This window comes from Caldanaerobius fijiensis DSM 17918 (assembly GCF_900129075.1).
Classification (GTDB): domain Bacteria; phylum Bacillota; class Thermoanaerobacteria; order Thermoanaerobacterales; family Caldanaerobiaceae; genus Caldanaerobius; species Caldanaerobius fijiensis.
The window spans coordinates 1-18,480 of record NZ_FQVH01000002.1 but is presented as its reverse complement, the minus strand read 5'-3'; the positions used below and the strand labels follow the sequence as shown (position 1 = coordinate 18,480).

The following is an 18,480-nucleotide window of genomic DNA, read 5'->3' as shown; positions in this document are numbered from 1 at the left end:
CTATATCGTTTTGCAACCACTCATCATTTTATAAAAACACTATTTTTTGTTTATAAATACACCATCCTGGATTAAAAAAAGCAGCTGTTGCCTATAAACTCTCTCAGTATGGAATTGGCAGGTATATCCTGCTCATCTTCAATGGGCTTTATGTAGCTTAAAATGTCCAGTAAATATTGTGCCATATAAAAAACACTGGACGACCTTTCTACTTTTGCCAACAAAGGTTCCGCATATTTTTTAAGCACACCTAACTCATACACCAGTGCAGAATTAAACATTACATCAGCTTCTTCTTGATATGGAAATATATTCTTCTCTTCTCCGCGCCTAACAGAGTTCCACATTTCAAGAGTTTTTTCAGCATCAGTAGCTCTGAACATATAGTCTCTCACAATACGCCTTACAAGCCTTGAATCAGTGGTAGGTATCCTATTGTGATCGTCTAAATTTAATTGAGTTAACGCACTTATGTATATCTTAAATTTTCGATCCTTGGGTATGGCTGCTGTCAACCTTTCATTTAAGCCATGAATTCCTTCGATGATCACAGGTTGATCGGCATCGATTTTAACTCTTCTGCCCTGAGGTGCTCTTGCCCCAATAGTGAAATCATATTTAGGTAAAATCACCTCTTCTCCCTGTATCAGCTGAGTTAATTGTTCATTGAACAATTCCAGGTCAAGGGCTTCAATGTCTTCAAAGTCGTATTTACCATCTTCATCCCGCGGTACTTTTTCCGACGGCAAAAAGTAATCATCTAGAGAAATGGATATAGGCCTTAATCCATTAACCCTTAACTGGATATACAGTCTTTGAGCAAAGGTGGTTTTGCCAGAAGAAGACGGACCCGCTATCAATATAAGCCTTACATTATCGCGATTTTTGTTTATCATATCAGCTATCTGCGCAATTTTCTTTTCATGCAACGCTTCTGCAATTCTTATTATCTCTTTTATATCCCCTGACTCCACGAGCTCATTTAAAGAGGACACATAATCAACCTTCATTATCCTGCCCCATTTTTCAGTCTCCTGATATATGGCGGCAAGCTTGTGTTGATCTACAAACTGTGCCACCTTTTGCGGATCAGAGACATCAGGAAACAGTATTATCACACCTGGCAAATAAAATTTGAGATCAAATACTTTTAAATATCCAGTATAAGGCGCCAGAATACCGTAAAAATAGTCGCAATAACCGTCAAGTCTATACAGGTACATCCTATCTTCCGTACTGTACTTAAGCAATTTTACCTTTTCAGGTTGACCCTGCCTGTTAAAAATGTCTGCAGCCTCTTCTATAGACACCTTTATTCTCTCAAAAGGCAAATTTTTAGAAACAATCTCTTGCATTTTCTGTTTAATAAGCTCCACGTCACCTCTAGTCAATGAGCGCTCTTTGTGTATCTCACAGTACAGGCCTTTCCCCAGAGAATGCTCTATTGTAACCCTGGCATGGGGATAGATTTCATGTACAGCCTTTATAAAAACAAAGCTCATGCTTCTCCTGTATACCTTCATTCCCTCTTCGCTTCGTATGTCCACCGCTTTTACAGTACAATCCCTATGTATTCTGTAGTTCAAATCAACCAGCTTGTTATCTACGAGACCAGCTATGATCATATCATAAGATTGATCATTCTCTTTAAAAAAATCCATAAGCCTGGTACCTTCTGTGCATTCATAATTTTTATTTCCAAATTTAACATTAACAGTTTTCAACCTTATACCTCCTTTACTCACATTATTATATGGAGAACATAAACAAAAAAACATTCATTTGCATTATGTTATACCATTATATCATCTAGAAACTCCGTATGGAAGTCCCTTACATCAATACAATGCTATAACCCGAACAAGTTAAAATAAAATTATATTCAAACAGCAAATAAAAAATCCGACACCTAAACAAAGTGCCGGAATCCTTTTGTAATGCGTGTGGGGTTAACAGGGCTCGAACCTGTGACCTCCACGATGTCAACGTGGCGCTCTAACCAGCTGGGCTATAACCCCATCCCTCCTGACAAGTTATATTATATACACTACAATCAACATTGTCAAGAAAAAAATGCAGGCATGCATTCTGCATGCCATAAAAGGGAAACCTGGTTTTTATCTGTTAGAAAGCGACGTATAATTAAGAAGCCCACCTGCAATCAAAAGCTCTCTATTTCTATCAGATACATCTAAATTGGCAATTATCTCTTTTCCTTTAGTTATATTCTTTATAACTATATTATCCTTTGATCTCACCTGTGCAACAGCATCATCTAATACCAGGACGTCACCCTGTGATATCTCATCATAATCCTCTTCATTTACAAAGGTCAAAGGAAGTATCCCGTTGTTTATCAAATTGGCTTTGTGTATTCTGGCAAAAGATTTTGCCAGTACAAATTTGATACCAAGATACAAAGGCACTAACGCTGCATGTTCACGGCTAGATCCCTGGCCATAATTTGCGCCACCAACGATAAAACCTCCGCCTTTTTCTTTTGCACGCTTTGAGAAATCAGGATCTACTCCTTCAAAGCAATGTTCTGAAAGTTTAGGTATATTTGACCTGAAGGGCAACAACCTGGCATTGGAAGGCATTATGTGGTCTGTTGTTATGTTATCACCTACTTTTAATAATACTTCACCTTCCAGCTTTTCAGACAATGGCTCATGAGATGGGAACGGTTTGATATTGGGACCTCTTACCACTTCTACTTCGTCCGGATTTTCAGACGGTGGAATAATCATATTATCATTAATTTCAAATCTTTCAGGTAACCTGATCTGAATCTCTTTGCCCCATATCCTTGGATCTTTTATACATCCATATATCGCAGCAGTAGCAGCCACCTCAGGACTGGCAAGATATACTTTAGCGCTCTTTGTACCACTCCTGCCTTCAAAATTCCTATTGAAGGTCCTTATAGACACCGCATTGGTAGCTGGGGCCTGCCCCATACCTATACACGGTCCACACGCGCATTCCAATATTCTAGCACCTGCAGCTACCATATCTGCGAGAGCGCCGTTTTTTGCCAGCATCTGAAATACTTGTCTGGACCCAGGCGAAATAACCAGTGAAACATCAGGATGCACTGTCTTTCCCTTTAGTATTGCTGCAACTTTCATCATATCCATATATGATGAATTTGTACAGCTGCCAATTGCCACCTGATCTACTTTTAATCCTTCTAATTCTTTTACTTTTACCACATTATCGGGGCTGTGAGGTTGCGCTATTAACGGCTCTAATTTATCGAGATATATATCTATCACTTCATCGTATTCAGCATCCTCATCAGCTTCTATAAGTTTCCAATCTTTCAGTCTACCCTGCGCATTTAAGAAATCTCTTGTAATCTCATCGCTAGGGAAGACAGATGTAGTCGCTCCCAGCTCAGCTCCCATATTGGCAATAGTAGCTCTTTCTGGAACGGTCAGAGTTTTTATGCCATCACCGGAATACTCGATGATCTTACCTACACCGCCTTTTACTGTAAGCCTTCTCAATAATTCTAAAATAATGTCCTTCGCAGAAACCCATGGACGTAATGAACCATGCAATCTAACGTTAATAACCCTTGGCATTATAAGATAATACGGGCCACCGCCCATCGCCACAGCTACATCCAATCCTCCTGCACCTATAGCGATCATTCCTAAAGCTCCATTTGTCGGCGTATGGCTGTCAGAACCCAACAACGTCTCTCCCGGTACACCAAACCTTTCAAGGTGCACCTGATGGCATATCCCATTACCTGGTCTTGAAAAATATATGCCATGTTTTGATGCCACTGTCTGAATATATTTGTGATCATCTGCGTTTTCAAAACCTTCCTGCAACATATTATGATCCACATATGCTACAGAAAGCTTCGTTTTGACACGGGAAATACCCATTGCTTCAAATTGTAAATATGCCATTGTTCCAGTAGAATCCTGTGTCAAAGTTTGGTCGATCTTAATTGCAATCTCGTGGCCCGGGACTAAACTCCCTGAAACCAAATGTTCTTTCAAAATCTTTTGAACAATATTGTAACCCACTGTAATCCCCCTTGATGCTATTATTGTGCTTTTTTACCTTCTTCCTTCTCTCTTAGATAGTCCTCATAGATATAAACGAGTTCTTTGTCAAAAAGCGACCTCTTCAACGAAACGGCAGCTGCTCTCACACGAGGGAGTAGTTCTCTGGCTGTTGCCTCATCAATATCTATTCCATACTCAGTAAATTTCTTTCTGATCGCAGCGGTTCCAGAATGTTTGCCTATGACGATCTGCCTTTCAAGACCTACTTCACTGGGATCAAATACCTCATAGGTCCTGGGATCTTTTATAGTACCGTCAGCATGAATGCCCGACTCATGAGCAAACATATTGGACCCTACAATAGCCTTCCACGAAGGCAACTGTCTTCCCGACGCCATAGCTACATATTCAGATATCTCTCTGAATCTCCTGGTATCAATGTTTAAATCTATTCCCTCTACGTATTTAAGCGCCATTACCACTTCCTCTAAAGCAGCATTGCCCGCCCTTTCACCTAACCCGTTTACAGTTACACCTACGTAATTGGCACCTGCCATAATACCAGCTATGGCATTCGCCGTAGCCATGCCGAAATCATTGTGTGTATGCATCTCGACATCTATATCAACATTATCCTTTAAAAATTTGATTTTGTCAAATGTCTTGAATGGATCTAATATACCAACTGTATCACAAAAGCGCAACCTATCAGCTCCTGCGCTTTTAGCCGCCTTTGCAAACTCTATTAAAAATTCCGGATCCGTCCTTGATGCATCTTCTGCATTAACAGAAACATATAGTCCATGTTTTTTAGCATATTCAGTTGCCTGTACCATGCTCTCAATTACCCATTCTCTGCTCTTTTGAAGCTTATGTTTTATATGGATATCAGAGGTGGAAATTGATATCGCAACAGCATCCACGCCACAATCGATAGACTCCTGAACATCGTTTATAACTGCCCTATTCCACGCCATGATGCTAGCTTTAAGTCCCGCCTTAACAATGGCCTTTATCGCTTCCTTTTCATCTCCGCCCATCGCTGGAATGCCAACTTCTAATTGATGAACGCCTATTTCATCTAAAAATTTTGCTATCCTAACCTTTTCATCATTTGCAAAAACGACTCCTGCAGTTTGTTCGCCATCTCTAAGCGTAGTATCAACGAGATAGATCTTTTTAGCAATATTAGACATGGTACGTCATTTCCCCCTCCTGAATTATTTTAAAGATATTTTATGCCAATAGAATAACTTTGTCAATAGATTTTTGAATAATTTTTTATAGATCTTGCAAAATTATATAAATACCAGTGAATATACACTTTTATTTTCCTTATTATATCGCTCATTTATCGATATAAACATCGCAAAGATCCTTAAATTTTGTTGCATATTTGAAAAAAAATTTTTTTCCCTTTCATTTTACGAATTCTGCATAATTAGAGCCTGCTTTAAAGATAATACATATGAGGTGGTAAAATGGGTATTCTTGATGATATTAAGAAATTAATGGAAAATCTCAAAGAATCAGAACAAGAAAAAAATAGGGCAAATGAGGAAATGCAAAGGGTTATGCGAAATTGTGTAAAAGAAATCATTGATATATTTTTAAATCTGTCAGAATATACTAAAATCGATAATATCATTTTAAGAAGTTATATGGGCAAAATATTCGAGATAGGTGAAGGTATTGTAATATTTGATAAAAATATTGAAGAAAAATTAATACTCAGATTAGACGGTACCATCCACTATTATCGAATAGTAAATGAAGACTTAATAGATATACCCTTAAATGAAGAAAATATCACAGATTATATTACCATAGACGCCCTTTTTGACAGCGTAAAAACAGCTTTAATAAGCTGTATAAATAAAAATCAACAACAAATATTAAACTACAGAAGTATCACAGCTAAAATCAACCGATACACAGAAGACCTGGAAAAAATCATAAAAACCCGTTTAGATCAAAACGAAAAATCGACGGATAAAAATAAAAGCCCTGACACCAATGCCAATAATACAGTTTAATACAGCTTATCCAGAACAGCTTCAGCTGTTTTGTTTATGTTCTCCAGGGCTTTTTCTTTTATTCTCATCGCTACAGCCGTATATAAAATATCCAGTATATATAACTGAGCAATTTTCGATGTCAAGGCTCCACTTCTCAAAGGGGTTTCTTTTATCGAAGTCAACAATACAATATCTGCATATTTTGTTATTGGCGATCGCGCATGATTTGTTATACAGATTACCTTAGCTCCTGCCTTTTTAGCAATTTCCAGTGAATGGACAGTATCTCTCGTGCTGCCGCTAAACGATATACCTATAGCCACATCTTTTTCTGACAAAGTCGTAGCAGACATAGCCTGCATATGGGCATCCGGATAGGTATTAGCAAACAACCCCAATCTCTTAAATTTATACATAGCATCAAAAGCCGTATAGCTTGAGGCACCAACGCCATAGATCTCAATTCGCTGAGCATTAATTATGGCATTAACAGCATTCTCCAGCTGAGTTATTGATAAAATCTTCGTGGTGTTATTTATCACTTGTATATTATCAGCCGCGATTTTTTGAACCAATGTCTCAAGATCGTCATTGGCACTGATATTTTCATGGAGATTTTCTTCAGGGACTACAAGATCTCTCGCAAGCAAAAGCTTGAATTCCTGATATCCCGATAAACCTATTTTCCTGCAAAATCGTATTATGGTGGTTTCGCCAACGCTACATTTTTCAGCCAACTCGGTTATGGAATCGTATATAATCTCATCTGCTTTATCTAATACCACATCTGCAACCTTTTTCTCTGCTTTGGTTAAAGAATCGTATATGCTTCTTATTTTTAGAATAATGCTTTCAGTTTTGTCTGTTTTATCCACCTTTTTTTCCTCCTACAAAGCTGTTAACGTTCATTAAACCCATTGTAGAATACAATTTCATCCAGAGGCTTTCTAAGCCTTGCATTGGGAGTTTCTGCCGGATATCCCAAGGGGGTAACTGCCACCACCTCATATTGCTCAGGTATGCCCAACAACTTCTTTATGGGAGCACCATCAAACCATCCTATTATGCACGTTCCTAATCCCTCTTGTGCTGCTGCCAATACCAGATTCTCCATAGCCAATCCCACGTCGAACATAAAATACTCTTTGCCGTCGTGAATGCCAGAATCTTCCCTTCTCGCACATATCACAATATCTATAGGAGCATCTTCGTAGCACGATTTATTTGGATTATTCTTCATAACTTCACCTAATTTTAATCTCAATTCAGGATCTGATACAACAACAAACCTCCAGCACTGTTTGTTAGCCCAGGATGGAGCTAATCGTGCTGCATTTAACACCTTTTTTATAGTATCTTCAGGGATAGGCTTATTAATATACTTTCTAATACTCCTTCTTTTTTCCACAACATCATAAAATTCCACTTCAATCACCCCACAACACTTATATGATAAGATTTAACGCTAATCTGGCTGCGCCTAACATGGTTGCTTTATTACCTAATTTTGCCGGAAGTACCTTAAAATTCGGTTGATATGCTGATAATTTTTCCATAAAATCTTCCCACCACAATTTCATACTACCTATAAGGCCGCCGCCAATTACAAAAAATTCAGGATCAAATGCATTATTTAAACTAAGTATTGAATAAGCCAAATCCGTAGTGAATTCATCAATAACAATTTTAGCAAATTTATCAGAACTTTGCAATCTTTCCATCACATCCTTTGCCGACTTTATATTTTCTCCTGATAGCTCGTTATATCTTTTATACAAAGCAGTACCAGATATGTACTGCTCGATGCATCCTTTTAATCCGCACAGACATTGTCTGCCTCCCGCGTGCAGCAGAACATGGCCCAGTTCAGCACCGCCCCAATGTCTGCCGTGCAATATATGCCTGTTTTCTACATAAGCACCTCCTACACCGGTCCCCAATGCGAGACAAAGATATGTATTATAATCTTTAGACGCGCCCAACCATCCTTCACCAATAGCCATGGCATTAACGTCATTTTCGACAGCAACAGGCAGCCCAAAGTTTTTCTTTATTATACCCGCCACATCTACTCCTGTCCATCCTGGCATCATATCAGTAGCGTGATAAATGGTACCCTCATTTACATTTACCCTGCCAGTGGTCCCCACTCCTATGGCTTTTACATCAGGTACATTGTCTAGCAACTGTTTTAATATATGTAGCATGTTTTTTATAACGGCGTCTCTCCCCAACTGGGCACACGTAGCTATTTCCTCAGAATACAATATTTCGCCATCTTCCGAAATAATCCCGCCAAGCATCTTTGTGCCGCCTATATCCAAAGCCGCTACCCTATACATAAAATTATATTCACCTCAATCTATTTTCTTGAGCTCAATGCCTATTTCAAATAACCTGTTCCACGGGAAATAAACTCTTTCAATCTCATATCCTCTCATAACCTTTTCGAGGTTTTTCGATTTAAAATCCATCAACCTTCTCTTTGCTTTTTCAGCCACTTTTTCATTCTTATCTTTTATATCAAAATAGGACAACCCCAGGACTGGAAGGTCTTCTCTACTTATGTCCTGTCTTATCATAGCCTGATAACCCCAATCCTCTAATAGCCTGAGTACATAAAAATCATCAATACCGCTTTTATTACAATTAAATTTTATCATAGAATGAGATATGACAGTGCCCAATGTATTTCCAGATGTATTCCAACCGGCATAAGAATATATCTTGTCTATTAAATCCTGTTTTAATAGCATATTTAAAAGTTCTTGATCTGCCCCATTGCAAAACGCCACATCAGCAATAGAACACCTTTTATTTTTCCCTATATAGTATTTCAAGGCTTCTACGAATTCCCTCAAATTCCTCATAGAATAGTAAGATCTATCTTTGTAGTAGACAGCCTCTGGAGATTCTCCCATCTTGTGCCCGCCCAGAGCAGGTGAATTTACCATGAGCACAATATCTGCATCACTGGAATTATCTACAATTATGCCACCTGCCGCTATGACCTGGGACTTTATGCTCTCATTTAAAGGCCTGTCTTCATATTTAGGTATGATTTGCGGACCTATGGTTGAAGAATACCTTACATAAACACAGGGCTTTGTATTATTTAATTCGTTATACGCCCGCGCTAGCAGTGTACAACCAACTTCATCGGCGCCCGGATAAATATAAACTTTATCCTGAAGATTATTTTTTTCAACTTCATCAAGTATTTTTTGCTGTTCCAATGAAGAAAAGCCATATTCAGAACAATCGTCAAGGGGGATAATTAAAAAATCTATTATACCGCGCTTTACCATATCAACTGCTTGCAAGTTTACAGATGAATTAACCTTGCGCCTATTTATATAATCATCCAAAACATCGTCAGGAATTTCTTTTTTTAAGTTTTCAAATTCATTTTTATCCCCATCAGATGCCATGCCTCTATTAATGATATCCCAAAGCCAGGAATATCTGAATATTCTCGCTCCGTAATAAGCATAATAATCCGGTTCTTCTTCACTGCTGTCATATGATGGCACTCTCATTATGAGATTAAATGCCATTATTTTTAACTTTTTATTGCTATCCTTTATTTCTTTTAGCCGCTCAAGTCTCTCAAGACACTCTTTTTCAGTAAAGCTGTGCAATCTGGATGGAACGATTCCCCCATATACGAGCATGTCTATGGAAACTATTAAGTAATCACAATCAGATATATTCTTTATAAGCCACTCCCATAAATCATCAATTTGGGCGGGTTTTTTCTTGTACCCAAGGATCTCTCTAGGTGGTAATAACAAATTAACGTCTGTATCTCTGGCCAGCATTAAAGGATAATTATAATTGCACGGCCTTTCATCTAAAGGAATTAACATTATATTTCTCATAACTACTTCCCTTTCCAACATGTGAATATGCCCATTATATCCATCATTTATTCCAGCGATTTGAGGAGGATGTGTCCTCAAATCGCTGGATGTTTTATTTACTTTTAATTAGGTGCATATGTTCCATCAGAGAATTGCTTGCCCTGACCTACCCACAAATACCAGTGGTCATCGAGAATCTTTACATTTTCTGGATCTGTCTGTAACGGTACGTTTCTATTATACTTTTTCACCAAATCAGGCAGTGGATAGCCTTTAATCCTCTTTATGTTTAGCCAAAAGCCGGATACATTCTGGTAATAAGGTAATCCAAAAGCATTTTCATTGGCAATCCATGCCAAAACACTGCCCACTTTCTTCTGATCTTCATCGCTCATAAACAGCATTTCTTTTAAAGTCTTATCTATATCTACAGGCTGACCATCAGGACCCGGCAATACCATATTCAGTTGCCCGGCTTTTGGACCTGTTTTATAACGCGGGAAATTACCAGCACTGCTGGCAAATCCCCAATAAAACCCTGACAATGCGCCATACGGGCTGTACAATCCCCATGAGTTTTCGATCCAGCTCGACGACATATCATATTTATTGTTGGGATACTGGGCATTAGTATAGAACATAGATGGATCTACAGCCATTAACTTAGTCGGAAAACCAAATTTAGTCAACTGTTCTGCTGCGACCTCAGATGGATTTACAAACTGGAAAGCTGTAGAATCAGTAGCTATAACAAAATTGTATTGTTTACCATTTTTATCTCTCCATATACCATCAGAGCCTTTCGTCCATCCGTCTTGTTTTAACAATTCTTCAGCCTTTGCAGGATCATAAGTAAATTTTGTCATTTTATCCATTATATCCTGTGTCACCCATTCCTTTGAGTAGGAAAAAGGCATACCTATCGTCGAGTATTCTGTCGTGGTACCATAATAGTTACCTACATCCTTTATTTTCTGTTTATCAAAGACATACATCAATGCCCTTCTGAATTTAACATCATTAAATGGTGGTTTTTGAATATTAAATACAAAACCAGCTGAAGCATTGTCCAGTGTCATATAGTGAGCAAGATCTTTATTTGTGTTTAACATGTTTTCCAATATATCCTTATTGGGCGTACCATCAAACCTATCCAATTGACCTGCTTTGAGCATAGCCCATGCGCCTGCCTGGTCCACTTGCTTTAGAATGATCTTATCAAATTTTACATTTTTGGCTCTCCAGTAATATGGATTTTTGACAAGAATCATATCAGAAGCAGTAACACTTTTAACCATAAATGGTCCCGTACCTAGAGGCAATTTAGGGCCTGCTTTTGTAAATTCTTGCCAGTTTTTATTTAATTCATCATTAGTTTTTTGATCGTACTCTTTGCCAAAAGCGCCTTTTTTAGCTGGATCATTGGTGGGCTTTCCATTCTTCAGCAGTTCGGCAGCTCTATCGACGTACTTTTTATAGTATTCGTATTGAACAGTACCTTGCATATCCTGAGCAAGAAGAGCAATTTTCAATCTGTCGTTTGGAGCCGGTTCGGCCCATTTGAACACAATTGTGTTATCATCAGGTGTTTCAATATCTGTCAAAAATTTCATAACCGCAGCGCCATTGTTAATCATATAATACGCCCATACATCCTTACTGGTAAATGGTTTGCCATCATTCCACTTTACATTTGGCTGTAATTTAATTATGGTTTCATTCCCTTTGTTTTCTACACTTTTAGCCAATCTATTGTATATAGTACCTGATACTGCTATATTCTCAAATAATCCCTCAAAACATGTAGAATATGCTTGCCAACCTACGCCACCTGCTGCGAATGGATTACCTTGATAAAGAGGTGGCTTAGGCCATGAACTTATATCCCTAAAACTCCTGTCTTTATTATATTTAGGAGTATCACTGTATTGCGTCGATGCTGTCTTATTGTTTGAAGCAGTATTACTGGCCTTGCTACATCCCGAAAAAATTAGAGAGACAATTATAAGGAACGTGATCAATACCGCTCCGCCCTTTTTAATACTCATTCTTAACCCCTCCATAAATTATAAATTACGCAACCTAAGACCTTAATTTTATTGCCCTTACAAACCTGGCGGTTATATCTTTTGGCCTTGTTATGGCCGTACCCACAACCACAGCGTGTGCGCCCAAGTCTAATGCCTTTACCACCTCCTCAGGCGTCCAGTATCTTCCTTCAGCTATGAGGGGTATCCTGAGGTCTTTCGCCAGTCTTTTAACCAGCTCAAAGTCAGGACCTTCTAATTTAGGACTATAAGGGGTATAACCAGAAAGGGTGGTGGAAACCATATCTGCTCCCGCTTTCTCAGCTTCCATTCCTTCCTCATATGTAGATACATCCGCTAATATCATAATATCAAATGTTTTCTTTATGTCCCTTATAAATTCAGCAGTGGTTTTCCCATCTGGCTTTAACGATTTTGTAGCGTCAATGGCCACAATATCCGCACCGGCTTCTACTACATCTTTTACTTCCCTCATAGTTGGAGTTATATATACAGGACAGCCATCATACTTACGCTTTATAAGACCAATAACAGGAAGATCCACCACCTCCTTAATGGCCTTTATATCCTGCGCATAATTGGCCCTTATACCTGCCGCGCCGCCCAACTTTGCTGCATAAGCCATCTTTGCCATAATTTCTGAACCATACAATGGTTCATCCTCCAGTGCCTGACATGACACTATAAGCCCACCCTTGAGCTGTTTCACAATGTCTGCATCGACCACTTCTATCAACCTTTCTGCTAATACTTCAATACCGCTTTTAAGAAATCTACAGCCTCCCTTATATCCTTTTCTGGGTTCTCGCCAACCTCTCTTTCAATGGTAAGGAAGCCATCGAATCCTATATCCCTTAATGCTTTAATGTAAGCTGGAAAATCTACCTGCCCTTTGCCAAGGGGCACTTCTACAAAATAATCTTCAAGCCTGAAATCCTCAATACCGCCTTCAGCGAAAAAGCCATATACTACCTCGGGGTCTGACTGCTTTTTCATTATGCCATCTTTGGCATGGGTATGCACGATATAATCTTTAAGATTGTATACACCTTTAACCGGATCATCACCACTAACCATCACCAGATTAGCAGGATCATAATTGACCTTTACACCCCTGCTATGCAAACTATCTAAAAATCTTTTCAATGTCTCGGTCTTTTCTGGTCCTGTCTCTATAGCGAAATATGCACCTACTTTATCGCCATATTCTCCTAACTGCTCGCATGCCTCCTGAAGAACTTTAAACCTATCGTGATTAGGATCCGACGGTATAACGCCAATATGAGTGGTAACCACCGAGGTTTCCAAGTCTTTAGCTAGATCCATTATGCGCTTGGAACGCTCTATTCTCGCCGGATTATCCTCTTTTATAGCAAATCCATGGCCTCCCAGGTCTCCACACAACGCTGAAACTACAAGGCCATTATCTTTAATATAATTTAAAAGCTCTTTTCTCTTGGACGAAGACATGTTTTCAGGAGCCATTTCGCCCGATACCGCATAAATCTGTATACCTTCTGCTCCTAATTCTTTTGCTTTTTTGATACCCTCCTTTAATGGCAATCTAAAAGAATCTACCATTACGCCAATTTTCATAAGACTCACCCTCCTAATAGTTTTTTAACAAAATTTATACTCTCCACAGTACCTTGAATCTGAGGATCTGCACCCTCAAATTCTATTGCAAGGTAGCTGTTATAACCTGCTGACTGAATGATATCAACAATCCTCTTCATCTCCACATCTCCCTGGCCTAGAACACATCCAACGTAATAGACATCTCCAAGGCCTTTATACCCTTTTCCTGGCTCAGATCTCTTAAAGTCTTTAAAGTGGACGTGGACTATGTATTCCTTGATATTATCTACTGCTTCATCAGGTTTTTCTCCAACCAAAAAGAAATTACCTGTATCAGCTGTAGATCTAAGGTATTTAGATCCTACTACCTCTATTATCTCCTTTACCTGCTGACTCTTACCAGCAAAGAGACCATGATTTTCAAGGGCAAGAACCACGCCTTTTTTTTCTGCATACTTTACGCATTCCTTAAAGCACTCTATTATCCATCGTTTGCCATCTTCATACGATACACCCTCTTTTGGACTACCACTAAATACCCTAAGTTTATATGAACCAACTCTGACGGCATCGTCAATCCCCTGTTTTACGTATTGTATTTGCTTCTCTCTTGCTTCTTCATCTGGCAATACAAAATCATTTCCTATAGAATAACACGCAATTTCCATATTATAATTTTTTAATTTCTGTACTGCCATCGGAAGCTCTTTTTCTTTATCTTTCCAGAAAAAATCCAACAATTCTACCCCATCGACACCCTGTTCATGCATCAAGTCAATGAACTTTGCTACATCCATATTACCTTTTTGAAACTCATTGACTACACTCCACATACTCACCCCTAATTTCATAATTCTCACCCCACCATAACTTCATGGCCGGTCTCTGCTGATTTATATATCGCGTCCAATATCTTCATCAATTCCACACCATCTTCTCCTGGACTTATACAGGGAGTACCATTTAGTATACAATCGACAAAGTGAGCAATTTCTTTATCAAAATTATGCTGAAAATCCACAAATGCTGGTTCTAATACGGGTTTTTCGTCGGTTAAAAAGTCATTTTTTTCAGAAAATATCTCTAACTCCGGCTCCATAGTTGCACCTGCTTTGCTCCCATATATTTCTAAATACAAATAATCTTTCTTTATGTGTTGAGTCCAGCTGTTTTCCACAACCAACGTCGCTCCGTTATCGAATTTGACAAAGCCCACAGCAAAATCCTCTACATCGTTATAATCGCTGTAATCAGCAGACTTATATTGATATATACCTTTTATATTGGACCTGGGACCTACAAGGCTATAAGTCGAACCCATAACTGACACAGCTTTAGGCTTACCCATCAAATACCTGACAAGGTCGATCATATGAACGCCTAAATCAATTAATGGACCTCCGCCAGATCTTTTTTTATCGGAAAACCATCCGCCAGGGTTACCCACTCGCCTGATACAACCTGTTTTTGCATAGTATATTTGTCCCAGTTCACCCTGCTCTATTCTGTCCTTTAATACCTTTGTATTCATTCCAAATCTACGCACAAACCCTACCATCAATAATTTTTTGTTTTTTTTCGCTGTATCCACCATCTCCTGAGCCTGCTCTGCATTCATAGCTAAAGGCTTTTCACACAACACATTGACACCTGCATTAAGGGCCGCAATAGATGCCGGTGCATGAACATTATTCCATGTACATACACTAACACCGTCCAGTTCTTCCCTCTTTAACATTTCGTTATAATCTGTATAGGTATGAGGTATACCATATCGTTCCGCGTATTCTTTTGCCCTTTTCTCGTTTATATCACAATTTGCTACTATTTCTACATTCTCTAATTTTTTATACGCTGCCATGTGAACATGGCTGATACTTCCATTTCCAATTATTGCAATTTTCGCTTTTTTCATAAAAAATTCCTCCTTCCATCAATGTCTTGATATTAATAAGTATTCGACACATAAACAAAAATTCCTCCTGTTTTTTAAACTATTTTTGAATATTTTTTTCAACGAGTTTGGTTATTGCTTTAGTCTGTAAACGCATGGTATAATATACACAAATATAGATAATTGTAGAAAATATCAGAAAAAGAGGGAGAAGTGAGGAAAAAGGCGCTTTTGTTTGTTGCCATTGAAGCAGCATGTTTGATAGAGCGTCTTTTGTAATAAAATGAAGATATTTTACTTATTGATGTTTTTTATTTTTGTACACATCTTCATAACAGGTTTTCACGACGAGGGAAACCTTATTGCCACTATAATATCATCTAGATCTATAAAAGCCGCTACAGCTTTTGGGTTGGCCGCTATCTCCCAATTCCTGGGCGTGGTCTTTATAGGTACATCGGTGGCTTCCACTATCGGAAAATCTATTATTAAATACGACTACATCATAAAAAGCCATGATCATTTATACCTTATGCTCCTAACAGGTATATTGGGTGCTATTGTGTGGAATATAATAACATGGTATATAGAAATTCCCACAAGTGCATCCCACGCGTTAATTGGTGGATTATTAGGGCCTTTTTTTGTAGAATATGGCTACAAATCAATAAATATATACGGAACATTTATTAAAGTCATTGCTCCTTTATTTATATCGCCTATGATTGGCTTTATAATAGGCTATATAATTATGGGTATAAGCACGATTTTGTTGTATAGATTCGACCCTGGCGTAAATAAAACCTTAAAAAGGTTACAATACATAACTATTTTTATACTTAACAGCAGTCAAGGAGCCAACGATGCCCAAAAAGGAATGGGTATCATCGCTATTGCTATGTTACAAGCAGGCATGACAAAGAGCTTTACAGTGCCACTATGGGTCAAATTTATCTCCGGCTTAATGATTTCAACAGGACTGATATTAGGCGGCTTAAAAATGATTAAAAGCGTTGGAGCAAGAATTTACAAGGTCAGGCCTTTGCATTCTTTTAATGCACAGTTAGCCTCTATTATTGTAATAATTACTTCCAATTTAACAGGAGCCCCTATAAGCGGAACCCAGATCATAAACGCATCAGTAATGGGTGTAGGTGCAAAAGAACGGCCAAATGGTGTAAGATGGCAATTTGTAAAGAACATGATGATTGCCTGGTTAATAACCATTCCGGCTTCTTTTATGATCTCGATTATATTATATTCAATCGCGCACAATCTATAATGGAGGAATGAATATGCATTTTTTAAAAAAGCTTTTCTCAGAGAAAACCGATTTTTACAAGCTGTTACAGGAACAATGTCAGTTAACATTAGATGGCGTTATATCATTGCAGAAATATCTTGAAACCGCATCCCGTGAATACGGCGATAAGGTCACGAAATTAGAAAAGACGGCAGATAGAAAGCGACAAGAGTTAATAGATGCATTGGATGAAACCTTTATTACACCTTTTGAAAGAGAAGATATTTTTGCGTTATCAGGAGCTATAGACGATATACTGGACTACTGCGATACCACTGTTAAAGAAATGGATGTATATGAGATCAAACCTACTGATAAATTAAAAACAATGGTCGAAACCATAAGAAAGGGAACAGAGTTAGTTAACTTGTCACTCTGTAACATGAACAAAAACAAAAAAGAGGCCATGAGGTTTGCCGTAGGTGCGAAAAAATATGAAAATGAGATTGAGAGCCTCTACAGAAAATACGTGGCAGAACTGCTCAAAGAAGATGACATAAAGTACATCTTAAAAATGAGGGAAATATACAGGCATTTGAGCAACTGCGCCGACAAAATAAGCCTTGCAGGTGATATTCTTGGCCATATATTGATCAAGATGATATAAATCACGATGGCAATAGAAGATTCACCACGCAAGGCACCAGATTCTCTTCAGTTACAACACTCTCATCTGTTTACTGCCGAAAAATTTACCAGCTGTATATTATTTCTTAATATCGCCTCGTAGACAGCAGGATGTGTCAGCACCTCCAATTCTCTTTGCCTTAAATGCCAGAAACCGTCCACATATTGATGCTCTATAGATACAAAGCCCGGATGGCACATAATCTCGGTGATACCATCAGGAAGGCTGTCGAGGAACTTCACCATATTATCAACTGTCATCTCATTCTCTCCAAAATAATAAGAGGTTTGATCGGGAACCTTTATTTTATACTTTTCAATCAATTCCTCCGCATGATATTCCTGAGGTGGTCTCCTCGTGGGCAAATTTTCTTCAGTTATTATCTTTAATATAACTTCCAGAATATCTCTACGCCTTGTGCCCATGTGCAAATCTATATGGGTTGGATTAATGCCCAATCTTTTTGCCTCGGCGACCTGCGCCCTCAGTTCTTTCTCCACATCGACTATATCATACCTATCGTGCTTTGACGTATCATAAATGAACCAGCCGTTTGCGTCAACTAAACTTGGTACCTCAGTCGGAGGCAATAAAGGCTTATAACAAGTTAGATTTAAATGAACACCAATGCCAAGAGATGGATTTTGTTGGGCCAATTTTGCCGCTAAAAACCGGGAAGGCATATTTGCCATCAAAACCGTGCTGGTCAATATCCCTTTTTGATAACAGTGTATTATACCTTCAGTAACACCAACGGTCATCCCGAAATCGTCGGCATTGACAATCAACCTTTTCATGACAATCCCCCTCGTATAATATGATTTGTAATCAACCAAAAAGGTCGACCTTTAACAAGATTAATAAAGATCTTTGATATTTAAATATTGTTTCTTTAAATTTCACCATGATTAAATCTATCAAGTGCCACTTGATACTTATGCATACATCGCATAGCTACTACCCATGGTTGGGAAGATGGGTTGTCAAGCCCGAACGCAGTGAGTTCATTTTAGGCTTGACTACTCATCGACCAAACATATAATCCTCTCTGCGATGTATGCTCGATTGCTGCATTTTGTATTGTAGTACACGTATTCCCTCTTTCTTCTTCAGGTTGTCT

General features: G+C 38.4%; 16 protein-coding genes and 1 tRNA gene. 3 read left to right on the top strand and 14 right to left on the bottom strand.

Annotation, left to right across the window (positions count from 1 at the left end):
• Positions 1 to 71: 71 nt before the first annotated feature.
• The 4 genes from BUB87_RS01400 to nifV form a co-directional block, all read right to left on the bottom strand.
• Positions 72 to 1,724 (bottom strand): nucleoside kinase, encoded by a 1,653-nt coding sequence (locus BUB87_RS01400; protein ID WP_073341312.1) that lies wholly within the window; start codon positions 1,722 to 1,724, stop codon positions 72 to 74.
• 220 nt (positions 1,725 to 1,944) lie between these two features.
• Positions 1,945 to 2,018, bottom strand: a tRNA-Val gene (locus tag BUB87_RS01395).
• A 99-nt stretch (positions 2,019 to 2,117) separates the two neighbouring features.
• The gene (locus tag BUB87_RS01390) at positions 2,118 to 4,046 is read right to left on the bottom strand and encodes an aconitate hydratase (protein ID WP_073341311.1); all 1,929 of its coding nucleotides are present in this window, start codon (positions 4,044 to 4,046) and stop codon (positions 2,118 to 2,120) included.
• Between the two features lie 20 nt (positions 4,047 to 4,066).
• Positions 4,067 to 5,224, bottom strand: a complete 1,158-nt coding sequence (nifV, locus tag BUB87_RS01385; protein WP_073341310.1) for a homocitrate synthase — start codon at positions 5,222 to 5,224, stop codon at positions 4,067 to 4,069.
• 285 nt (positions 5,225 to 5,509) lie between these two features.
• Between nifV and BUB87_RS01380 the strand changes: the two genes are divergently transcribed.
• Positions 5,510 to 6,064 (top strand): hypothetical protein, encoded by a 555-nt coding sequence (locus BUB87_RS01380; RefSeq protein WP_073341309.1) that lies wholly within the window; start codon positions 5,510 to 5,512, stop codon positions 6,062 to 6,064.
• Here the strand turns inward: BUB87_RS01380 and BUB87_RS01375 are convergent.
• The 9 genes from BUB87_RS01375 to BUB87_RS01335 all read right to left on the bottom strand — a co-directional run bounded on the left by BUB87_RS01375 (position 6,061) and on the right by BUB87_RS01335 (position 15,450).
• Complete coding sequence (locus tag BUB87_RS01375) at positions 6,061 to 6,921, bottom strand: MurR/RpiR family transcriptional regulator (protein ID WP_073341308.1); 861 nt, start codon at positions 6,919 to 6,921, stop codon at positions 6,061 to 6,063. The genes BUB87_RS01380 and BUB87_RS01375 overlap by 4 nt on opposite strands.
• 23 nt (positions 6,922 to 6,944) lie before the next feature.
• Entirely contained in the window at positions 6,945 to 7,472 is a 528-nt protein-coding gene (locus BUB87_RS01370) for a nitroreductase family protein (RefSeq protein WP_073341307.1), read from the bottom strand.
• A gap of 19 nt (positions 7,473 to 7,491) precedes the next feature.
• Entirely contained in the window at positions 7,492 to 8,388 is an 897-nt protein-coding gene (locus BUB87_RS01365; RefSeq protein ID WP_073341306.1) for an ROK family protein, read from the bottom strand.
• A gap of 15 nt (positions 8,389 to 8,403) precedes the next feature.
• Entirely contained in the window at positions 8,404 to 9,927 is a 1,524-nt protein-coding gene (locus BUB87_RS01360; protein WP_073341305.1) for a DUF4127 family protein, read from the bottom strand.
• Positions 9,928 to 10,031: 104 nt separating this feature from the next.
• Positions 10,032 to 11,957 carry an ABC transporter substrate-binding protein gene (locus BUB87_RS01355; RefSeq protein WP_073341304.1) on the bottom strand — a complete coding sequence of 642 codons (1,926 nt, stop codon included), beginning with the start codon at positions 11,955 to 11,957 and terminating at the stop codon, positions 10,032 to 10,034.
• A 34-nt stretch (positions 11,958 to 11,991) separates the two neighbouring features.
• Positions 11,992 to 12,684 carry an N-acetylmannosamine-6-phosphate 2-epimerase gene (locus BUB87_RS01350; RefSeq protein WP_073341485.1) on the bottom strand — a complete coding sequence of 231 codons (693 nt, stop codon included), beginning with the start codon at positions 12,682 to 12,684 and terminating at the stop codon, positions 11,992 to 11,994.
• A 17-nt stretch (positions 12,685 to 12,701) separates the two neighbouring features.
• Positions 12,702 to 13,553: a sugar phosphate isomerase/epimerase family protein gene (locus BUB87_RS01345; protein ID WP_073341303.1), complete on the bottom strand. Its 852-nt coding sequence runs from the start codon at positions 13,551 to 13,553 to the stop codon at positions 12,702 to 12,704.
• Positions 13,554 to 13,558: 5 nt separating this feature from the next.
• Positions 13,559 to 14,386, bottom strand: a complete 828-nt coding sequence (locus BUB87_RS01340; protein ID WP_073341302.1) for a sugar phosphate isomerase/epimerase family protein — start codon at positions 14,384 to 14,386, stop codon at positions 13,559 to 13,561.
• 5 nt (positions 14,387 to 14,391) lie between these two features.
• Positions 14,392 to 15,450: a Gfo/Idh/MocA family protein gene (locus tag BUB87_RS01335; protein ID WP_073341301.1), complete on the bottom strand. Its 1,059-nt coding sequence runs from the start codon at positions 15,448 to 15,450 to the stop codon at positions 14,392 to 14,394.
• Positions 15,451 to 15,712: 262 nt separating this feature from the next.
• On the opposite strand from BUB87_RS01335, the gene BUB87_RS01330 reads away from it, so the two are divergent.
• Positions 15,713 to 16,711: an inorganic phosphate transporter gene (locus BUB87_RS01330; protein ID WP_073341300.1), complete on the top strand. Its 999-nt coding sequence runs from the start codon at positions 15,713 to 15,715 to the stop codon at positions 16,709 to 16,711.
• Between the two features lie 13 nt (positions 16,712 to 16,724).
• Complete coding sequence (locus BUB87_RS01325; protein ID WP_073341299.1) at positions 16,725 to 17,339, top strand: DUF47 domain-containing protein; 615 nt, start codon at positions 16,725 to 16,727, stop codon at positions 17,337 to 17,339.
• Positions 17,340 to 17,401: 62 nt separating this feature from the next.
• On the opposite strand, the gene BUB87_RS01320 is transcribed toward BUB87_RS01325, so the two are convergent.
• Positions 17,402 to 18,157, bottom strand: a complete 756-nt coding sequence (locus BUB87_RS01320) for a carbohydrate deacetylase (protein ID WP_073341298.1) — start codon at positions 18,155 to 18,157, stop codon at positions 17,402 to 17,404.
• Positions 18,158 to 18,480 lie beyond the last annotated feature (323 nt).

Excerpts from the sequence above, each read along its gene's own strand:
- BUB87_RS01320 (WP_073341298.1), bottom strand. The coding sequence starts at position 18,157 with ATGAAAAGGTTGATTGTCAATGCCGACGATTTCGGGATGACCGTTGGT.
- nifV (WP_073341310.1), bottom strand. The coding sequence starts at position 5,224 with ATGTCTAATATTGCTAAAAAGATCTATCTCGTTGATACTACGCTTAGA.
- BUB87_RS01335 (WP_073341301.1), bottom strand. The coding sequence starts at position 15,450 with ATGAAAAAAGCGAAAATTGCAATAATTGGAAATGGAAGTATCAGCCAT.
- BUB87_RS01330 (WP_073341300.1), top strand. The coding sequence starts at position 15,713 with ATGAAGATATTTTACTTATTGATGTTTTTTATTTTTGTACACATCTTC.
- BUB87_RS01360 (WP_073341305.1), bottom strand. The coding sequence starts at position 9,927 with ATGAGAAATATAATGTTAATTCCTTTAGATGAAAGGCCGTGCAATTAT.
- BUB87_RS01340 (WP_073341302.1), bottom strand. The coding sequence starts at position 14,386 with ATGAAATTAGGGGTGAGTATGTGGAGTGTAGTCAATGAGTTTCAAAAA.
- BUB87_RS01345 (WP_073341303.1), bottom strand. The coding sequence starts at position 13,553 with ATGAAAATTGGCGTAATGGTAGATTCTTTTAGATTGCCATTAAAGGAG.
- BUB87_RS01325 (WP_073341299.1), top strand. The coding sequence starts at position 16,725 with ATGCATTTTTTAAAAAAGCTTTTCTCAGAGAAAACCGATTTTTACAAG.
- BUB87_RS01380 (WP_073341309.1), top strand. The coding sequence starts at position 5,510 with ATGGGTATTCTTGATGATATTAAGAAATTAATGGAAAATCTCAAAGAA.
- BUB87_RS01365 (WP_073341306.1), bottom strand. The coding sequence starts at position 8,388 with ATGTATAGGGTAGCGGCTTTGGATATAGGCGGCACAAAGATGCTTGGC.
- BUB87_RS01355 (WP_073341304.1), bottom strand. The coding sequence starts at position 11,957 with ATGAGTATTAAAAAGGGCGGAGCGGTATTGATCACGTTCCTTATAATT.